This window comes from Methylomonas sp. Kb3 (assembly GCF_002834115.1).
Classification (GTDB): Bacteria; Pseudomonadota; Gammaproteobacteria; order Methylococcales; family Methylomonadaceae; genus Methylomonas; species Methylomonas defluvii.
Map to the genome: position 1 here is coordinate 169,238 of NZ_PIZT01000006.1, position 16,289 is coordinate 185,526.

17 protein-coding genes are annotated in these 16,289 nt (G+C 51.3%); 15 read left to right on the top strand and 2 right to left on the bottom strand.

The window, feature by feature from the left end:
- The first annotated feature begins 49 nt into the window (after positions 1–49).
- On the top strand, positions 50–1,651 hold the full coding sequence (locus CWO84_RS05060) for an AAA family ATPase (RefSeq protein ID WP_101051952.1): 1,602 nt from the start codon (positions 50–52) through the stop codon (positions 1,649–1,651).
- Positions 1,652–1,660: 9 nt separating this feature from the next.
- Here CWO84_RS05060 and CWO84_RS05065 read toward each other — a convergent pair whose 3' ends face one another.
- Positions 1,661–2,362 carry a ComF family protein gene (locus tag CWO84_RS05065; RefSeq protein ID WP_101051953.1) on the bottom strand — a complete coding sequence of 234 codons (702 nt, stop codon included), beginning with the start codon at positions 2,360–2,362 and terminating at the stop codon, positions 1,661–1,663.
- A gap of 70 nt (positions 2,363–2,432) precedes the next feature.
- Between CWO84_RS05065 and bioB the strand changes: the two genes are divergently transcribed.
- The 10 genes from bioB (at position 2,433) to CWO84_RS05115 (ending at position 11,906) form a co-directional block, all read left to right on the top strand.
- Positions 2,433–3,422, top strand: a complete 990-nt coding sequence (gene bioB / locus CWO84_RS05070) for a biotin synthase BioB (protein ID WP_033156581.1) — start codon at positions 2,433–2,435, stop codon at positions 3,420–3,422.
- A complete protein-coding gene (bioF, locus tag CWO84_RS05075; protein WP_033156580.1) occupies positions 3,422–4,582 on the top strand; it encodes an 8-amino-7-oxononanoate synthase in 1,161 nt (386 codons plus the stop codon). The genes bioB and bioF overlap by 1 nt, the downstream gene beginning before the upstream one ends.
- A complete protein-coding gene (gene bioH, locus CWO84_RS05080; protein WP_033156579.1) occupies positions 4,579–5,340 on the top strand; it encodes a pimeloyl-ACP methyl ester esterase BioH in 762 nt (253 codons plus the stop codon). Before bioF ends, bioH begins: the two co-directional genes overlap by 4 nt.
- Positions 5,337–6,125: a malonyl-ACP O-methyltransferase BioC gene (bioC, locus tag CWO84_RS05085; protein WP_033156578.1), complete on the top strand. Its 789-nt coding sequence runs from the start codon at positions 5,337–5,339 to the stop codon at positions 6,123–6,125. The genes bioH and bioC overlap by 4 nt, the downstream gene beginning before the upstream one ends.
- Positions 6,122–6,817 carry a dethiobiotin synthase gene (gene bioD, locus CWO84_RS05090; protein ID WP_033156577.1) on the top strand — a complete coding sequence of 232 codons (696 nt, stop codon included), beginning with the start codon at positions 6,122–6,124 and terminating at the stop codon, positions 6,815–6,817. Before bioC ends, bioD begins: the two co-directional genes overlap by 4 nt.
- 54 nt (positions 6,818–6,871) lie before the next feature.
- Positions 6,872–7,267: a bacteriohemerythrin gene (locus tag CWO84_RS05095; protein ID WP_033156576.1), complete on the top strand. Its 396-nt coding sequence runs from the start codon at positions 6,872–6,874 to the stop codon at positions 7,265–7,267.
- Between the two features lie 253 nt (positions 7,268–7,520).
- Positions 7,521–8,651 carry a cytochrome c oxidase subunit II gene (gene coxB, locus CWO84_RS05100; RefSeq protein ID WP_033156575.1) on the top strand — a complete coding sequence of 377 codons (1,131 nt, stop codon included), beginning with the start codon at positions 7,521–7,523 and terminating at the stop codon, positions 8,649–8,651.
- 53 nt (positions 8,652–8,704) lie between these two features.
- Positions 8,705–10,321 carry a cytochrome c oxidase subunit I gene (gene ctaD / locus CWO84_RS05105; protein WP_033156574.1) on the top strand — a complete coding sequence of 539 codons (1,617 nt, stop codon included), beginning with the start codon at positions 8,705–8,707 and terminating at the stop codon, positions 10,319–10,321.
- Between the two features lie 155 nt (positions 10,322–10,476).
- Entirely contained in the window at positions 10,477–11,019 is a 543-nt protein-coding gene (locus CWO84_RS05110) for a cytochrome c oxidase assembly protein (RefSeq protein WP_033156573.1), read from the top strand.
- Positions 11,020–11,030: 11 nt separating this feature from the next.
- The gene (locus CWO84_RS05115; RefSeq protein ID WP_033156572.1) at positions 11,031–11,906 is read left to right on the top strand and encodes a cytochrome c oxidase subunit 3; all 876 of its coding nucleotides are present in this window, start codon (positions 11,031–11,033) and stop codon (positions 11,904–11,906) included.
- 63 nt (positions 11,907–11,969) lie between these two features.
- Here CWO84_RS05115 and CWO84_RS05120 read toward each other — a convergent pair whose 3' ends face one another.
- Positions 11,970–12,323, bottom strand: coding sequence for a twin transmembrane helix small protein (locus tag CWO84_RS05120; protein WP_308441641.1), 354 nt, complete (start codon positions 12,321–12,323; stop codon positions 11,970–11,972).
- Between CWO84_RS05120 and CWO84_RS05125 the strand changes: the two genes are divergently transcribed.
- Genes CWO84_RS05125 through ftsE form a run of 4 tightly spaced genes read left to right on the top strand, consistent with a single transcriptional unit; the run spans position 12,316 to position 16,287 of the window.
- Entirely contained in the window at positions 12,316–13,059 is a 744-nt protein-coding gene (locus CWO84_RS05125) for an SURF1 family protein (protein WP_033156571.1), read from the top strand. The genes CWO84_RS05120 and CWO84_RS05125 overlap by 8 nt on opposite strands.
- Entirely contained in the window at positions 13,052–13,639 is a 588-nt protein-coding gene (locus CWO84_RS05130) for a hypothetical protein (RefSeq protein WP_033156570.1), read from the top strand. Before CWO84_RS05125 ends, CWO84_RS05130 begins: the two co-directional genes overlap by 8 nt.
- Positions 13,640–13,643: 4 nt before the next feature.
- Positions 13,644–15,611: a signal recognition particle-docking protein FtsY gene (gene ftsY, locus CWO84_RS05135; RefSeq protein WP_033156569.1), complete on the top strand. Its 1,968-nt coding sequence runs from the start codon at positions 13,644–13,646 to the stop codon at positions 15,609–15,611.
- Between the two features lie 19 nt (positions 15,612–15,630).
- Positions 15,631–16,287 carry a cell division ATP-binding protein FtsE gene (gene ftsE / locus CWO84_RS05140; protein ID WP_033156568.1) on the top strand — a complete coding sequence of 219 codons (657 nt, stop codon included), beginning with the start codon at positions 15,631–15,633 and terminating at the stop codon, positions 16,285–16,287.
- Positions 16,288–16,289 lie beyond the last annotated feature (2 nt).

A 16,289-nucleotide genomic window follows, 5' to 3' on the forward strand; every position in this document is an offset into this window, starting at 1 on the left:
TTGGTTTGCCGATCTGTACGCGACCTAAACAGCCTATTTCATTGCCATCATGGACAGTTTATATATCTCAGAACAGGGCCCATCAAAACCGCACCTTATCGTGTTTGCCGGTGCCAAGAGCGGCGTCGGTAAAACCAGTGTGGTGGCTAATGTAGCGGCGGCAATGGCTTTGCGCGGCAAGCGGGTCTGCGTAGTCGATGTCGATACCGGCTTGTCCAATATCAATACATTGCTCGGGCTGCGGCCGGCACATCGCCTGGAGCAGGTGTTACGCGGTGAAAAGGCCATTGCTGAGGTGTTGCTGAAAACCGGCGACGGTGTTGGCGTCGTGTCAGCTGCGCATCTAATGGGTGGTGCGCCGGTCTCCGCCGAGCAGACACATAGGCTGGCGGCTGCGTTGGCGGATCTGGAAACGCAATTCGATTATTTTTTGATCGACACGGCTGCGACGCATACCGAAACGCTGTTGCGCTTTATCGAATTGGCGCAATCAACTTTTTTAGTGGTCAGCGGTGATCCTGCGGCGCTAACCGATGCCTTTGCGCTGCTGAAGTCTTTGAATACCCGCCAGTATACAGGCAGCCTGCGCGTCGTGGTCAATCAGGCCGTGGATTACCCGGCTGCGACCGATACCTATCGGCGGTTTGCCGCCGTGGCGGAAAAATGCTTGAAATTGAAAGTGGAGTACGGCGGCTTTGTGATTCGCGACGAGAATCTGCCCAAAGCCGTGGCTTTACAGATGTCGGTTGTGGATTTGGCTGTCAATTCCCCGGCCAGTCGCTGTTTGTTGGCCTTGGCGGACAATATTATCAAGCACATCGGGTGCGAAACCGCAGGTACCGGGTTGGTGGAGTACTGGCAAAGGCTGTTAAGTGCTACGCCGACCAGGCAAATTGTGGGTGATGATGCCGATGCTGAGCCGGTTAACGCGCTAAGTCCTGCTGATAGAGCGGAAATGAGTATCAGTGAGTTGAGTCGGAGGTTGTTGTTGGCGATGAAGCAGCAACTGCTCGATCAACCGGCGCTGGAACGCTTTATCGGCGAATTTGTAGAAACCTACTGCGAGCAATTCGGCCGTTTTCCGAATGCCTTCAAGCCGCTGTTTTATCGCTGGCTGGAAACCGAAAATTATGCCGAGCCCAGATTGATTGAATTGGTGGCGACGCTGGAGGCTTTGCATGCGATGCGTTATCAACGGCCAATGTTCAGCCTGGAAGAAAATGCGGCGCGATTGGTGGCGCAACTGCAAGGACAGCAAGAACAGCATAAAAATTTGGTGGAACAATTATGCGCGGCTTATCGGCAGGCTTTTCACACCGAGGTATTCGATGCCGAGCAGATGTTGCTGGAACGCATGCAGGCCGACGATTTCACCGAACAGCATTTCGAAGAATTGCTGCAAAAATTGCGGGACGGCTTTCAGACCCGCTTTAAACGGCCTTACCAAAGTCGGCACGAGTTGGCGCTGGCGTCGGCGGTCGAGGCTTTAAATGTCATGGGCGTCGATCAACACAATTTGCAGGATGAAATCACGATGCTGATGCACGGTTTTCAGCTGTTGGGTTCGCGGCGTGAAAAGTTGCTGACCACTCTTAATGCCTTGCAAAATTCCGGTTTACCGCTGGCCGCCTCGGCCGTCCGGGATAATTAAGACGGTATTTTAGGCTCGCGCGCAAACCCATACATCGACTTTACCGACTCCGGCTTGTTTTAGCGTGGCGGCCAGCGCCGAGGCAGTGGCGCCGGTGGTCATGACATCGTCAATGATTGCAATATGTTGAAACGTCAGTGGCTTAACAATCTTGAAAGCCAGGCGCATGTTTTTCCGGCGTTGCTTGGCAGGTAAGCCGGTTTGGTGGCCGGTATCGCGCTGGCGAACGCAGCTATACAAATCCAGCGGAATGCGGAGCTGCCGGGATAAATGCCGGGCAATTTCTATCGATTGATTGAAGCCGCGTTCGCGGTAACGCTTGGGATGTAACGGTACGGGTAACAGACAATCCGGCAGCTCCGCGCTATCGGCAATATGCTCGGCCAGCAGGGCCGCGATTAAGCGGGCGTTTTTGTAATCGTTGGCAAACTTTAATTGGCCGATCAAATAGCGCATCTGGCTTTGGTATAAAAACGGCGCATAGGTCTCGTCGAAGGTCGGCGATTTTTTCAGGCAGCGGCCACAGAGTTGCGGCATATCAATCGCGGTCTCGAAATGTTCTCCGCAACGGTAGCAGCACGAAAGATTGCGCGGCAGGTCGGTCAAGCAGCCCAGGCACAAATCTAAATCGCCGCATCCCGGGCTTGCGCATAACACGCAACGTGGCGGCAGCAATTTCTTCTGTATAATGTTCAGCCAGTTGTTTACCATAATTTTAAATACAGGTTGATGAGTCGGTGTCCGACGCCGGTTTTGTCCTCACTTTTCGGAGATTATCAGAATGTCTGCAAGCCAGAAACCCTTGGAATCAAAGGCCACCATCCGTCACGATTGGCAATTACACGAAGTCGAAGCTTTGCTGGCGCTACCGTTTAACGATTTGATTTTTCAGGCGCAAAGCGTGCACAGGGTGTATTTCGATCCCAACGAGATCCAGGTGAGCAGTTTGTTGAGCATCAAAACCGGTTCCTGCTCCGAGGATTGCGGCTATTGCCCGCAAAGTGCGCGCTACGACTCCGATTTAAATCCGGAAGCTTTGATGCCGGTTGACGCCGTCTTAAAAGCCGCGCAGCAAGCCAAGGAGCAGGGCGCGTCGCGGTTTTGCATGGGTGCGGCTTGGCGTAGTCCGAAGGACAGAGACATCGAAAGAGTCGTGGAAATGGTGCAGGGCGTGAAAGCGCTGGGTATGGAAACTTGCGTAACGCTAGGTATGCTCAGCGATAAACAAACGCAAGCTTTGAAGGACGGCGGCCTGGATTATTACAACCACAATCTGGACACCTCCGAAGATTACTATTCCGAAATCATCACTACTCGCACTTATCAGGATCGCCTGGATACTTTGGAACGGGTACGCGACGCCGGCATCAATGTGTGTTGCGGCGGGATTGTCGGGATGGGCGAGTCGGCAACCGACCGCGCCAAATTGTTGTTGCAACTGGCGAATATGCCCAAGCATCCGGAAAGCGTCCCTATCAATATGTTGGTGCAGGTGGAAGGTACGCCTCTGCACGGCACCGAAGCGCTGGATCCTATCGTGTTTGTGCGTACCATCGCCGTGGCCAGAATTCTAATGCCGCAGTCGCGGGTACGCTTGTCGGCGGGACGGAAAGCGATGAGCGACGAGATGCAGGCTTTGTGTTTCCTGGCCGGCGCCAACTCGATTTTCTATGGCGATAAACTGCTGACCACCGATAACCCGATGACTAACCACGACCAGCAGTTGTTTGAGCGCTTGGGCGTTAAAATGGGCGGTTCCACCTACGCCTAATGGCCAATAATTTCTACGATTTTGCCGGCCAACTGCGGCAACTGGAGCGCGATAACCTGTATCGGCGCCGCCGGGTAGTCGATGGTCCGCAAGGCATTACGCTGAATGTCGATGGCCGGCAGCTGATCAATTTTTGCAGTAACGATTATCTGGGGCTGGCCAATCATCCCGAGGTTGCTGCAGCGTTTAAAGCTGGTGTCGATCACTTCGGAGTTGGCAGCGGTTCCGCGCATCTGATTTGCGGTCACAGTAGCGCGCATCATGGTTTGGAAGAAGAATTGGCGGCATTTACCGGAAGGGAACGAGCCTTGCTATTTTCGACCGGTTATATGGCCAATCTCGGCGTGATTTCGGCATTGTTGGGTCGCGGCGATACAGTGCTGGAGGACCGTTTGAATCACGCTTCTCTGTTGGACGGCGGTCTGTTGTCACGGGCGCGTTTTCAGCGCTATCGACACGTGGAGGTCGAGGACTTACGAGCCAAGTTGTCTACTGCCGCCGGCAAGGCTTTGGTGGTCAGCGACGGTGTATTCAGTATGGACGGCGATTTGGCGCCGCTGCCGGCGATGGTCGAGTTGGCCGAACAACATCATGCCGGCTTACTGATCGACGATGCCCATGGTTTTGGCGTACTCGGTAAAAACGGCGGCGGCATTGTCGAGCATTTCGGTTTGAGTCAGGATGACGTACCCATTCTGATTGGGACTTTGGGCAAGGCATTTGGGACCTTCGGCGCCTTCGTGGCCGGTTCCGAGGATTTGATCGAGATGCTGATTCAAAAAGCTCGGAGTTATGTCTTCACCACCGCCTTGCCGGCGGCTGTTGCCGAGGCGACTCGCGCCAGTCTGCGTTTGCTGCAAGCTGAGTCCTGGCGCCGCGAACAGCTGCAAAATCTAATCTCCCGTTTCCGGCAAGGTGCGCAACAACAAGGCCTGCGACTAATGGACTCTTTTACCGCGATTCAACCTGTTCTGATTGGCGACAGCGGCCAAACCGTGGCGGCCAGCCAGCGCTTGCTGGAGCAAGGATTTTGGGTCAGTGCGATTCGGCCGCCGACCGTGCCGGCCGGCAGTGCGCGCTTGCGGATCACTTTTTCCGCCAATCACACAGAACAGAAGGTCGATGCGTTACTGTATGCATTGGCCAAGGCTTTGCCATGACCGGTATTCATAGAGAAATATACGGCCGGGGATTACCGTTGGTCATGCTGCACGGTTGGGCGATGCATAGCGGTATTTGGCGCGAGTTTGCCAGGCAACTGGCTCGGCATCGCCAGGTGATTTGCCTGGATTTACCCGGTCACGGCCGCAGTGCCGGTTTGGATGCATATGACCTGTCGGCTATTACGTCCGCTTTATTCGATGCGATTCCGGTCAATCGCTTTAGCGTGTTGGGTTGGTCGCTGGGCGCGACGGTGGCTTTGGATATGGCGGCGCGCCGTCCGGACCGAGTGCGGTCGTTGTTTTTGCTGTCCGGCAATCCTAAATTTGTCAAAACTGCCGATTGGCCGGGAGTGAGGCCGGAAGTGTTGGATGGTTTTGTCGCCCAGCTTAGCGATGACACGAAATTGACCTTGCAGCGCTTTTTGGGTTTGCAAGTTCAGGGCTTGCCGGAAAGCCGGCAGTTATTACAGCAATTGCGCTTGGCCGTGCAGGAGTGCGATGCGCCGGCGTGTGATGCGTTGCAGGGTGGTTTGCAAATTCTGAAAAATAGCGATTTGCGCAAGTCCGTGGTGGGCTTGCACTGTCCGACCACGGTCATGCAAGGCGATAAAGATACTTTGATTCCGGTACAAACCGGGCAAGCTGTAAAAACTTTAAATTCGCGCGTCAAACTGCATCTGCTGGCAAATGCCGGACATGTGCCTTTTTTATCGCACGCCCAGCAGTTATGCGACATCGTTGCTGCGGCTGAATGAGTTTTGCCGTGTTGGATAAAGCCAAAATTAGGCATTCGTTTGCGGCGGCGGCTGGGAGTTATGATTCGGCGGCGATGTTGCAACGCCAGGTGGGATTAGCCCTGCTGCAAAAATATCCGTTGCAATCCGCACCGGGCTGGGTGCTGGATATTGGGTGCGGCACCGGTTTTTTGACGCGATGTTTGCCGTTAGATGGGCTGAATCAGTCTTGTTTGGCATTGGATATTGCATTGCCCATGCTGCAAGCGTCGCGACGGAACAACGGTGCTGTATCGGTAGAATATGTTTGTGCCGATGCCGAAAAACTACCTTTTGCGGATAACAGTCTGCAACAAGTTTATTCGAATCTGGCCGTGCAGTGGTGTCAGGACTTGCCGGCGGTATTTGCCGATGTGCGGCGATTATTGCGTCAGGATGGGCAGCTGGTATTTTCAACCTTCGGTCCGGAAACCTTAAAAGAATTGAAAGCCGCTTGGACCGGTGTCGACGACTTTGTTCATGTTAACGATTTTTATAGTGCGGGGCAGATTGGCGGTTTTTTAAGGGCTGCTGGTTTTGGGCGGGTTGATGTGGATACTGTGATGTATCGTTTATCTTACCCCACGGTACTGGCTTTGATGCATGAGCTAAAAGACCTGGGGGCGCATAATGTTAGCGATGCCAGAAATCGGCGACCCACCACCCGTTCGCAATTGCAGCGCATGATTCGGCGCTACGAGAACAGTATGGTAGGCGGTGAAGTAGTGGCCAGCTATGAAATTATTGTCGTGCGGGCAAGGTTATGAAATCCGCGTTCTTCATTACCGGTACGGATACTAACGTCGGCAAAACCTGGGCGACGATTGCCTTGATGCGCTACCTGCAAATGCAAGGCTTGAGTACGGTGGGGATGAAGCCGGTGGCCGCCGGCTGTGAATGGCATAACGGAATGCTGAAAAATTCCGATGCGCTACTGATGCAGCAATACGCTTCGGTGTCACTGGAATACCGGCAAATCAACCCCTACGCTTTTGAAGCGGCAATATCTCCCCATTTGGCTTGCGGTGGTGTGGATGTTTCAGTGGATGTTATTTCGGATGGATTTACCCGCTTACAACAACGGGCTGATGTGGTGCTGGTCGAGGGTGCAGGCGGTTGGTATTCGCCAATGAGCGGGGTTTTGGACAACGCCGGTCTGGCGCAAGCCTTGCGTTTGCCGGTGATTCTGGTGGTGGGTGTCAGGCTGGGTTGTATCAATCACGCGCGCTTGACTATGTCGGCCATACATCAGGCCGGCTTGTCTTGTGCCGGTTGGGTGGCGGTGCAAATTGATCAGGCTATGCCGGGTTTTGACGGTAATCTAACGTATTTACGTGAGCGTCTGGATGCGCCTCTATTGGGGATTTTGCCGTTTTCGGCTGCCGGTGATTTTGAGTTGTTGGCGGCTAAATTGAGTTTGCCAAACTGGCAAAAAGTTGATGTAAATCAAAAAAAATGAAGGCCAGATGTTCAAAATGACGACTCCATTACAAAAACAACCAGGAGACGTTATATGGCTTTAATTACTTGGACTGCGGCTCAATATGGCACTAATGTCGGATTTGCCGACCAAGAGCACCAAACCTTGTTCGGTTTGCTGAATAAACTGTACGATGAAGCCACGGGCGGCGCCGCGCGCGCAACCGTTGGCGCTTCGCTGGATGCACTGATTGCCTATGTGGTTGATCACTTTGCTCACGAAGAAAAGGAAATGGTGGCAAAGGGCTTTGCTGGTTATGATAGGCACAAAGCCGAGCACGAAGCGTTGATCGGTATCTGCGCGGATTTACAGAAAAAATTTCATGCTGGCGAAGCCGAAGTCACCGAAGACGTGGGGCAATTGGTCAAAAGCTGGTTGGATAGCCATATTCCTAAATTCGACATGGCGTATTCTGAAGCATTGAAGTAATGACAGCATAAATCTGTCTCTATTACGCAACAAAAGGCTTGCGAGCAGCGATGTTCCCAAGCCTTTTTTATGTGTATTTTTTACAAACGGGAAAACCTCTTCTGGTTTGTGGGTGAGTCATGGGTTAAAATTGCCCAGTTAATTTATGATAATTATCAGTAAATGGAATTGTTCGCCGGTTAAAGGGTCTTGCGACGATATTACGAAGATATAACGCATACAAGTTTATAACTACCAATGGGGAGGCTGCTCCGTGAAGAAAACAAAGCAACTGCTCGCTTGTTTAGTCCTGATGGCTTTAGGCTTGGGGACTGCGCATGCGGACTATACACTCAACCTGATGAAGGGCGTGACGCAACTCAGTAACGAGCTCTACGATTTGCACATGCTGATTCTGTGGATCTGCGTGTTTATTGGGATCGCGGTGTTCGGCACTATGTTTTACTCGATTTATCATCATCGTAAATCAAAGGGCCATAAAGCCGAGCAGTTTCATGAGAATACGACTGTTGAGATCATCTGGACCATCATACCCACCCTGATTCTGGTGGGTATGGCGATTCCTGCCACCAAAGCCGTAATCGATTTGGACAAGGTGCAGGACTCAGAGATGAGCATTAAAGTCACCGGTAAACAATGGTATTGGGAGTATGAATACCTGGATAGCGGCGTGCATTTCGAAAGCCATTTAGACGAGGCCAGCGAAAAAACTCATAGGGTCAGTTCCATGGACCCGCGTAACGTGCCCAATTACTTGTTGAATGTGGACAAGCCGCTGGTGGTGCCGGTTGGTAAGAAAATCCGCTTTCTGTTTACTGCTGGCGACGTGATTCACTCCTGGTGGGTGCCTGATCTGGGCTGGAAAAAAGACGCCAACCCCGGTTTTATCAACGAAGCTTGGACTTCAGTTGATAAACCAGGCACTTACCGCGGCCAATGTACCGAGCTATGCGGTCGAGACCATGGCTTCATGCCTGTGGTGGTAGTGGCGATGGAGCAGGATCAATACGACGCCTGGGTGAAAGCGACTCTGGAGAAACAGAACCAAGCACCTGACTTGAGCGACCAAACCCGCAACACGCTGATGGCAAAAGGTGAGTCTGTTTATCTGAAAAACTGCGTGGCTTGCCACCAGATCGATGGTAACGGCATCTCCGGTTGGTTCCCCGCTTTGCGAGGCAGCGCGAAAGTCACCGGCAATATGGATCAGCTGATTGGTTTTATTCAGGCAGGTACGAGCAAAATGCCGGCCTTCAAAAAATTGCCGGATGACGAATTGGCCGAACTGATCACTTACATCAGAAACGCGCCGGCATTGGGTAACAACGTGGGTGATGAGATTCAGCCTAATAAAATCACACCTAAATGGGACGATGATGAGTAATTCACTGATTTTCGCAATGAACTCATTTTCTAATTTTTGCTGAGGTATAAAGTATGACTGCTGTCGTAGCTGAACATGATGATCATCACGATCACCACGATCACGGCCCTGAGAAGGGCGTTTTACGGTGGATATTTACCACCAACCACAAAGATATAGGCACCTTGTATCTGGTATTCGGTCTGGCAATGTTTTTTGTCGGTGGTGCCATGGCATTGGTTATACGCTCTGAATTATTCGAGCCTGGCCTGCAATTTGTCGATCCAAACTTCTTTAACTCCATGACCACCATGCATGCTTTGGTGATGGTGTTCGGCGCCGTCATGCCGGCGTTCGTTGGCTTGGCCAACTGGATGATTCCGATGATGATCGGTGCGCCGGATATGGCCTTGCCACGGATGAACAACATGAGCTTCTGGATGTTGGTGGCAGGCGTATTGTTGTTGGCCAGCACTTTGTTCATGGAAGGTGGCGCGCCATCGGGTGGTTGGACTTTTTATCCGCCCTTGGTTTTCCAAAACGGTAAATCCTTCCCGTTCGCTATTTTCTCTGTGCATTTGTTGGGTATCTCATCCATCATGGGTGCTATCAATGTGATCGCCACCATTTTTAATATGCGCGCGCCTGGCATGACCTTGATGAAAATGCCATTGTTCGTCTGGACTTGGTTGATCACTGCGTTTTTGTTGATCGCTATCATGCCGGTGTTTGCCGGTGCGGTAACTATGCTGTTGACCGACAAATTCTTCGACACCAGCTTCTTCGATGCAGCCGGCGGCGGTGATCCCGTGTTGTATCAGCATATCTTCTGGTTCTTCGGACATCCTGAAGTGTATGTGATGATTCTGCCGACCTTCGGTGTGGCGTCGACCATCATTCCGGTATTTGCCCGTAAGCCGCTGTTTGGATATGCCTCTATGGTGTATGCGACCGGTGCGATTGCCTTCTTGTCTTTCATCGTTTGGGCCCACCACATGTTTACCGTGGGTATGCCAGTTGCCGGTGAGTTGTACTTTATGTACGCCACCATGCTAATTGCGATTCCAACGGGAGTGAAAGTGTTCAACTGGACCGCAACCATGTGGAAGGGCTCTATGACCTTCGAAACGCCGATGCTGTTTTCGATTGCGTTTGTGGTGCTGTTTACGATGGGTGGTTTCACCGGTTTGATGATGTCGGTAGCGCCGGTGGATTTTCAATACCACGATACCTATTTCATCGTTGCCCACTTCCACTACACCTTGGTGCCTGCGTCTATTTTCATTCTGATGGCTGCCGGTTATTTCTGGTTACCTAAATGGACCGGCAATATGTACAACGAGAAAATCGGCAAGCTGCATTTTTGGTTGTCAGCGGTATCGGTAAACATCTTGTTCTTCCCGCAACATTTCCTGGGTTTGGCTGGCATGCCGCGTCGTATCCCCGATTATGCGATTCAATTCGCTGATTGGAATATGGTGTCCAGTATTGGTGCTTTCATCTACGGTTTTAGCCAGCTGTTGTTTGTTTACATCGTCATCGACACCATCCGCGGTGGAACCGGCGAAAAAGTGAGTGACGAGGTTTGGGAAGATGCCAGCAAACACAGTCTGGAATGGACCGTGCCTTCGCCTGCGCCTTATCACACCTTCAGCACACCGCCGGCGAGAATCCCTACCGAGCATTTTTAAGGCTTGAAATGAGTGACTGAAATAAGCCATGTCATTTGACATGGCTTATTGGGTAATGAAATGGATACAAAAAAGAAAAACATTTTGACCGCTTTGGTGTTGTTTGCGGTGGCCTTTACGATATACGTATTTGCGGTTATTAAGGCTATCTCGCAATGAGCGACGATATTGGGCAAAAAAATATCAAGTTGGTCCGTAAGCTGGCGCTTGTCGCAATTGCCATGTTTGGTTTTGGTTATGCTCTGGTGCCACTTTACGATGTGCTTTGCGATTTAACCGGTTTGAACGGTAAAGTTGAAGGTCAATTGGTTCAGGAGGCGGCGTATCAGGTGGATAAAAATAGGGAGGTGACTGTCGAGTTTCTCACGTCCTTAAACGAGTCCACTCCGATGTTGTTCCGTTCAGAAGTGAAAAGCATGAAAGTGCATCCCGGTGAATACTACACCGTTAATTTTTATGCCAAAAATACCACTAACAAGCCTATGATTGCCCAAGCGATACCTAGTATTACCCCCGGCTTGGCGGCAGAGTTTTTTAAAAAGACTCAGTGCTTTTGCTTTTCTGAACAAACTTTTGCAGCAAACGAAGAAAAAACCATGCCGGTTCGTTTCGTTGTGGAGCCGGCGTTACCCGAACGCTATAAAACCGTCACGCTTGCATACACTTTTTTTGATAACACTAACATCAGTAAAAAATAGAGGGGAAGGATATGTCTACACACGATAGTTATTACATACCGCATAAAGCCGTATGGCCGGTTTTGGCTACCGGCGGTTTGATGATGACGCTGGCGGGGTTTGCTAATCATCTGAACGGTTCGTCGATCGGTTCCGGCATGATGCTGACGGGTTTTGTGATATTTTTGGTGATGCTTGGTTTGTGGTTTGCGTTGCAGTCTACGGAGAGCGAATCCGGTATGTACAACCACGGTGTCGGTATTTCTTATCGTATGGGCATGATGTGGTTCATTTTTTCCGAAGTCATGTTCTTCGCCGTTTTCTTCGGTGCACTTTGGTACACACGTAATTTGTCCGTGTCTTGGCTGGGTGAAACCGGCTTTCCAAGCGGGCCGGGCCGTTCGACACACGATACTTTGTGGCCGGCTTTTCAATCAGTTTGGCCTACCAACGGTCCCGGTAAAGTAGGTGGTGATTTCGAACCGATGGGTGCGTTTGGTTTACCGTTTCTGAATACCTTGTTGCTGTTGTCCAGCGGTGTAACTTGTACTTGGGCGCATCACGGTTTGTTAGCAAAAAATCGCGATCAACTGATCAAAGGTTTGATCGCTACTGTTGGTTTGGGCTTTTTGTTCGTAGCATTCCAAGCGACCGAGTATTACGAAGCCTACCATGAAATGGGTTTGACTCTGGGTTCGGGCATCTACGGTTCAACCTTTTTTATGTTGACCGGTTTTCACGGTTTCCATGTCTGTGTCGGTGCAATTATTTTATCGGTCGTGTTGTTCAGAAGCTGGAAAGGTCATTTCACCCCGGAAAACCACTTTGCCTTTGAAGCAGCCGCTTGGTACTGGCATTTTGTCGACGTGGTCTGGTTGGGTCTGTTCGTGTTTGTTTACATGATGTAACAGCTGTTAATCAAACCGGAAAAAGCGCGGTCTTTACGGATCGCGCTTTTTTTTTGTCGATTTTTAAGGGTTTGACGTTGCAGTTGCTGGATTTTGGTTGGCATGCATGCGGGCACCGATGCCGTGGGGTTGAACCATGCCTGTGGCGTACGCGATGAACAGTAGGACGAATAAGGCCAGCGAGAGACCGATACGCATGGTTAAAGCCTTGGCGGTCTTGGCCGAATCGCTGTCTTCCTTGTGTTTGACAATATGAAACAGCGCGGACCCGAGGCTGATGACGATGGCCAGGAATGCGACGATAGTGAGCGTTTTGATGAGCATGGCGGCAATAATAAATAAAAACCTGCATTCTCGGCGATTCAGGTACGCTTGCCAATAGCACATATCCACCCAGGAGCAGTCACCGATGATCAAATTTAGTATGCGGGGTATCGAATTCCGTTGTTCATTACTCGCCTTAAGCGGATACCTGCTGTTATTCGGTTTGTTGTGCGGTTTGGGGGTTTGGCAATTGGGACGCGGCGAACAGAAGTCGGTTTTACTGGCGCAACAGCAAGATGCTGTCAATGCGGAAGCCTTGGATTTAACGCCTCAAACCGGAATAGATAAGGATGTTTTGCGCTATCGGCCGGTTTTAGTGACTGGGCACTACGATATTAACCATCAGGTTTTGATCGATAACCAAACGCTAAACGGCAAACCCGGCTACCTGGTTTTAACGCCGTTTTTGCCCGATAGCGGTCAGCCTGGCATATTAGTGAACCGTGGTTGGATTCCGTTAGGCGCTTCCCGCGAAGTTTTGCCGGACATTGGTATCAGCACTGTGACGCAGCAAGTACGTGGCAGAATTAACCGTTTTCCTGAGCCAGGTCTGAAATTAAAAGGTGCGGAAATTCCGGGGGAAACTTGGCCGGTCAGAGTACAAGTAATAGATGGCCAACTCTTGGCGGATAGGTTGGGATATGCGTTGGCCGATTATCAGATCGAACTCGACTCGGCGCAGCCCGATGGCTATCAACGGCAATGGAAGATTGCTGTGGCAATCCCACCTGAAAAACATAGGGCCTATGCAGTACAATGGTTCGGCTTAGCGCTGACCTTAACAGCCCTATTTATTTGGATTAGCAGTCGAAAAATACACCGTGGATAATCAATATAAAAAAAACCGCATCACCATCGTAGTGATATTCGCCATGTCCATCGTGCCCTTTGGGTTTGCGTGGTTTTTGGCGAAAAATCCGGACATCGTTAGGCTAGGCACCAACAATGGCGTGCTGATCACTCCACCGCAAGTAACCTCGGCTGATGAATTTTCCGGTTACGACACATTTTCTGCGCAAAATATGCAGGAGTTGAAAGGCCATTGGGTGTTGGTCAATCCTGTGCCGAGGGACTGCGGGGAAACCTGTCGCGATGCCTTGTATAAAACCCATCAACTGACATTGATGATGGGTAAGGATATTGCCCGGATTCGCCGCTTGGCGGTGTTGTTTGAAAAAACTTATCAGCTGCCGGCGGAATGGCGCGATGACGGTCGCTTATTAAAAGCCTTGCCAGCCGTCTCCTTAAAGGAAAAGTTAACACAATTAAACGCGCAGCCCTTGCCGGAAGGCATGCTGATCATCATGGACCCACTAGGAAATCTGATGATGCAATACGCTCCGGGCTACGATCCTTACCAAGTCAAAAGCGACTTAAGCAAGTTACTCAGAATTTCACAAATCGGTTAGAAATATGTTCAGAAAACTAACTCTGTGCTGCGCGTTGTTGGCGCTGCTAGTCATCATCGTCGGCGCGTATGTGCGCTTAACCCACGCCGGCTTGGGTTGCCCGGACTGGCCTGGCTGTTACGGCAAGGCTTTCGTCAGTGACAGCGCGGAATTTAAAGCCGATGCGGCTGCTGTCTTTCCGCAGTATGCCTTGGATACCGCAAAAGCTTGGAAAGAAATGGCCCACCGCTATTTGGCTGGCGGCTTGGCGCTATTGGTGTTGGTTTGGTTTGGATTGGCGTGGAGGGAAAAACCGCGTTCGCCTGCAGTCATGCTGACCACTCTGGTATTGCTGTTGATAGCCGGGCAAGCCGGTTTGGGCATGTGGACGGTGACATCCGGCACGCGACCCGGCGTCGTAACAGCGCATCTGTTGTTGGGTTTTTTTACGTTTTGGACTTTAGGTTGGAGCTATTTGCGGCTTAATCCGGCTGCCGAAGCAAGGCCGGTTCGTTCCGGCCCCATCCTATTTACCGGTTTGGCGATACTGGTCTTGCTTGCGCAGATTGTGCTGGGCGGGTGGGTCAGTAGCAACTATGCCGGCCTAGCGTGTAGCGATTTTCCGCGTTGTAACGGCGAATGGTTACCGGGCGGCAATTATCTGAGTATTTTGGATCTGTTTAGGGACAGCGGTCTTTCCGCCGATGCGAAAATGGCGATACAGGCATTGCATCGCGTTTTGGCTGCTTTCACTTTCCTGGTGCTCAGCGCTTTGATGTTGTCCGCAACTTCGGAACGCCATCCAAAACCGGTGCGGTTGGCGGGAAATATCCTCAGTATGCTGTTATTACTGCAGATCGCACTAGGGATTTTTAGCGTCAAGTACCAGCTGCCTCTGGCGTTGGCCGTTGCGCATAATGCGGTCGCTGCGTTGCTGATGTTGCCGTTGCTGGGGATTCTATTTTACAGCCGTTATCGCACGGGAACCGAGGACGAAAGTGTAGCCTTCGAAGCCTCTGAGACTGTTGCAACCGAACAGGTGCCCGCGGAAGTAACTCAGGTTAGCAGCGAAGATTCTTTATATTTGCGTTTAACCACTCAGCTGAAAAAGACCAGAACCGGCCTGGGCGGGGTACTGAGCAGCTTGGCATTCGGGCAAAAGGCGCTGACCAAGGAGTTATTGGCCGACATTGAAGCCCAATTATTGATGGCCGACTTGGGCATCGAAACCACCACGCAATTGATTAAACAGCTGACCGATAGTTTGGAGCGCGATCAACTCAGCGACGGCCAATTATTGAGCCAAACCTTGAAGCAAAATTTATTAGCGATGCTGGAACCTTGCAGCCTGCCGTTGCAAATTCCCAAACAAGATGGGCCGTTCGTAATTTTGGTGGTGGGTGTTAACGGTGCCGGCAAGACAACTTCGATCGGTAAACTGGCTAAACGCTTGCAGCAACAAGGCCATAGCGTCATGTTGGCGGCGGGCGATACTTTCAGGGCCGCCGCAGTCGAGCAATTGCAAACCTGGGGCGAGCGCAACGATATTCAAGTCGTGGCACAGCATACCGGCGCCGATTCCGCATCGGTGATTTTCGATGCCTTACAGTCAGCCAAAGCCAAAGGGGTGGATGTATTGATCGCCGATACCGCCGGACGTTTGCATACCAAGTCCAACTTGATGGACGAATTGAAAAAAATCAAACGGATCATGGGCAAACTGGACGAGTCAGCCCCGCACGAGGTATTGCTGATACTGGATGCGGGCACCGGGCAAAATGCTTTGTCGCAAGCTAAACTATTCAACGAAGCGGTAGAACTGACCGGCATTGCCTTGACCAAGCTGGACGGCACCGCCAAGGGTGGCATTATATTCGCGCTGGCTAATCAACTGCATATTCCGATTCGTTTTATCGGTGTGGGCGAGCAGATTGACGATTTGCAGGATTTCAATGCGCAAACCTTCGTCGATGCCCTGTTTGTTCAAGAGTGATGCGCAGTAGCCAGATACCATGTTGAGATTCGAACACGTAAGCAAACGCTATCCCGATGCCGGCGAAGCCTTGACCGATGTCAGCTTTCATTTGCATCGCGGCGAAATGGCATTTTTAACCGGCCGTTCCGGTGCCGGTAAAAGTACCTTGCTGAAGTTGATCGCGATGATGGAGCAATGCACGCGCGGCAGCGTGTTGCTGGATGGCCAGGATATTACGCGCATCGGCGAACGGAAGATCCCCTACATGCGTCGTAATCTGGGCCTGATTTTTCAGGATTACAAACTGCTGAACGATAGAACGGTATTCGATAACGTGGCCCTGCCATTGGTGGTCTCGGGTTATAACCATCAGGAAGTGGCGCGGCGGGTGCGGGCATCCTTGGATAAAGTGGGTCTGTTAGGCAAGGAAAGGAAACATCCCTTGGCCCTGTCCGGTGGGGAGCAACAGCGCGTAGGTATCGCCCGAGCCATTGTCAATAAACCTAAGCTGATTCTGGCTGACGAGCCGACGGGCAACTTGGACCCGGATCTGTCCGCCGAAGTGATGTTCATGTTCGAGCAATTCAAACAGGTCGGGGTGACGGTGTTGATAGCCAGCCACGATATAGAGTTGATTAATCATCTCGGCCATCGAGTATTGACGCTCGATAAAGGCCATTTGATAGCGAGTTGACG

Excerpts from the sequence above, each read along its gene's own strand:
- CWO84_RS05060 (WP_101051952.1), top strand. The coding sequence starts at position 50 with ATGGACAGTTTATATATCTCAGAACAGGGCCCATCAAAACCGCACCTT.
- CWO84_RS05065 (WP_101051953.1), bottom strand. The coding sequence starts at position 2,362 with ATGGTAAACAACTGGCTGAACATTATACAGAAGAAATTGCTGCCGCCA.
- bioB (WP_033156581.1), top strand. The coding sequence starts at position 2,433 with ATGTCTGCAAGCCAGAAACCCTTGGAATCAAAGGCCACCATCCGTCAC.
- bioF (WP_033156580.1), top strand. The coding sequence starts at position 3,422 with ATGGCCAATAATTTCTACGATTTTGCCGGCCAACTGCGGCAACTGGAG.
- bioH (WP_033156579.1), top strand. The coding sequence starts at position 4,579 with ATGACCGGTATTCATAGAGAAATATACGGCCGGGGATTACCGTTGGTC.
- bioC (WP_033156578.1), top strand. The coding sequence starts at position 5,337 with ATGAGTTTTGCCGTGTTGGATAAAGCCAAAATTAGGCATTCGTTTGCG.
- bioD (WP_033156577.1), top strand. The coding sequence starts at position 6,122 with ATGAAATCCGCGTTCTTCATTACCGGTACGGATACTAACGTCGGCAAA.
- CWO84_RS05095 (WP_033156576.1), top strand. The coding sequence starts at position 6,872 with ATGGCTTTAATTACTTGGACTGCGGCTCAATATGGCACTAATGTCGGA.
- ctaD (WP_033156574.1), top strand. The coding sequence starts at position 8,705 with ATGACTGCTGTCGTAGCTGAACATGATGATCATCACGATCACCACGAT.
- CWO84_RS05110 (WP_033156573.1), top strand. The coding sequence starts at position 10,477 with ATGAGCGACGATATTGGGCAAAAAAATATCAAGTTGGTCCGTAAGCTG.
- CWO84_RS05115 (WP_033156572.1), top strand. The coding sequence starts at position 11,031 with ATGTCTACACACGATAGTTATTACATACCGCATAAAGCCGTATGGCCG.
- CWO84_RS05125 (WP_033156571.1), top strand. The coding sequence starts at position 12,316 with ATGATCAAATTTAGTATGCGGGGTATCGAATTCCGTTGTTCATTACTC.
- ftsY (WP_033156569.1), top strand. The coding sequence starts at position 13,644 with ATGTTCAGAAAACTAACTCTGTGCTGCGCGTTGTTGGCGCTGCTAGTC.
- ftsE (WP_033156568.1), top strand. The coding sequence starts at position 15,631 with ATGTTGAGATTCGAACACGTAAGCAAACGCTATCCCGATGCCGGCGAA.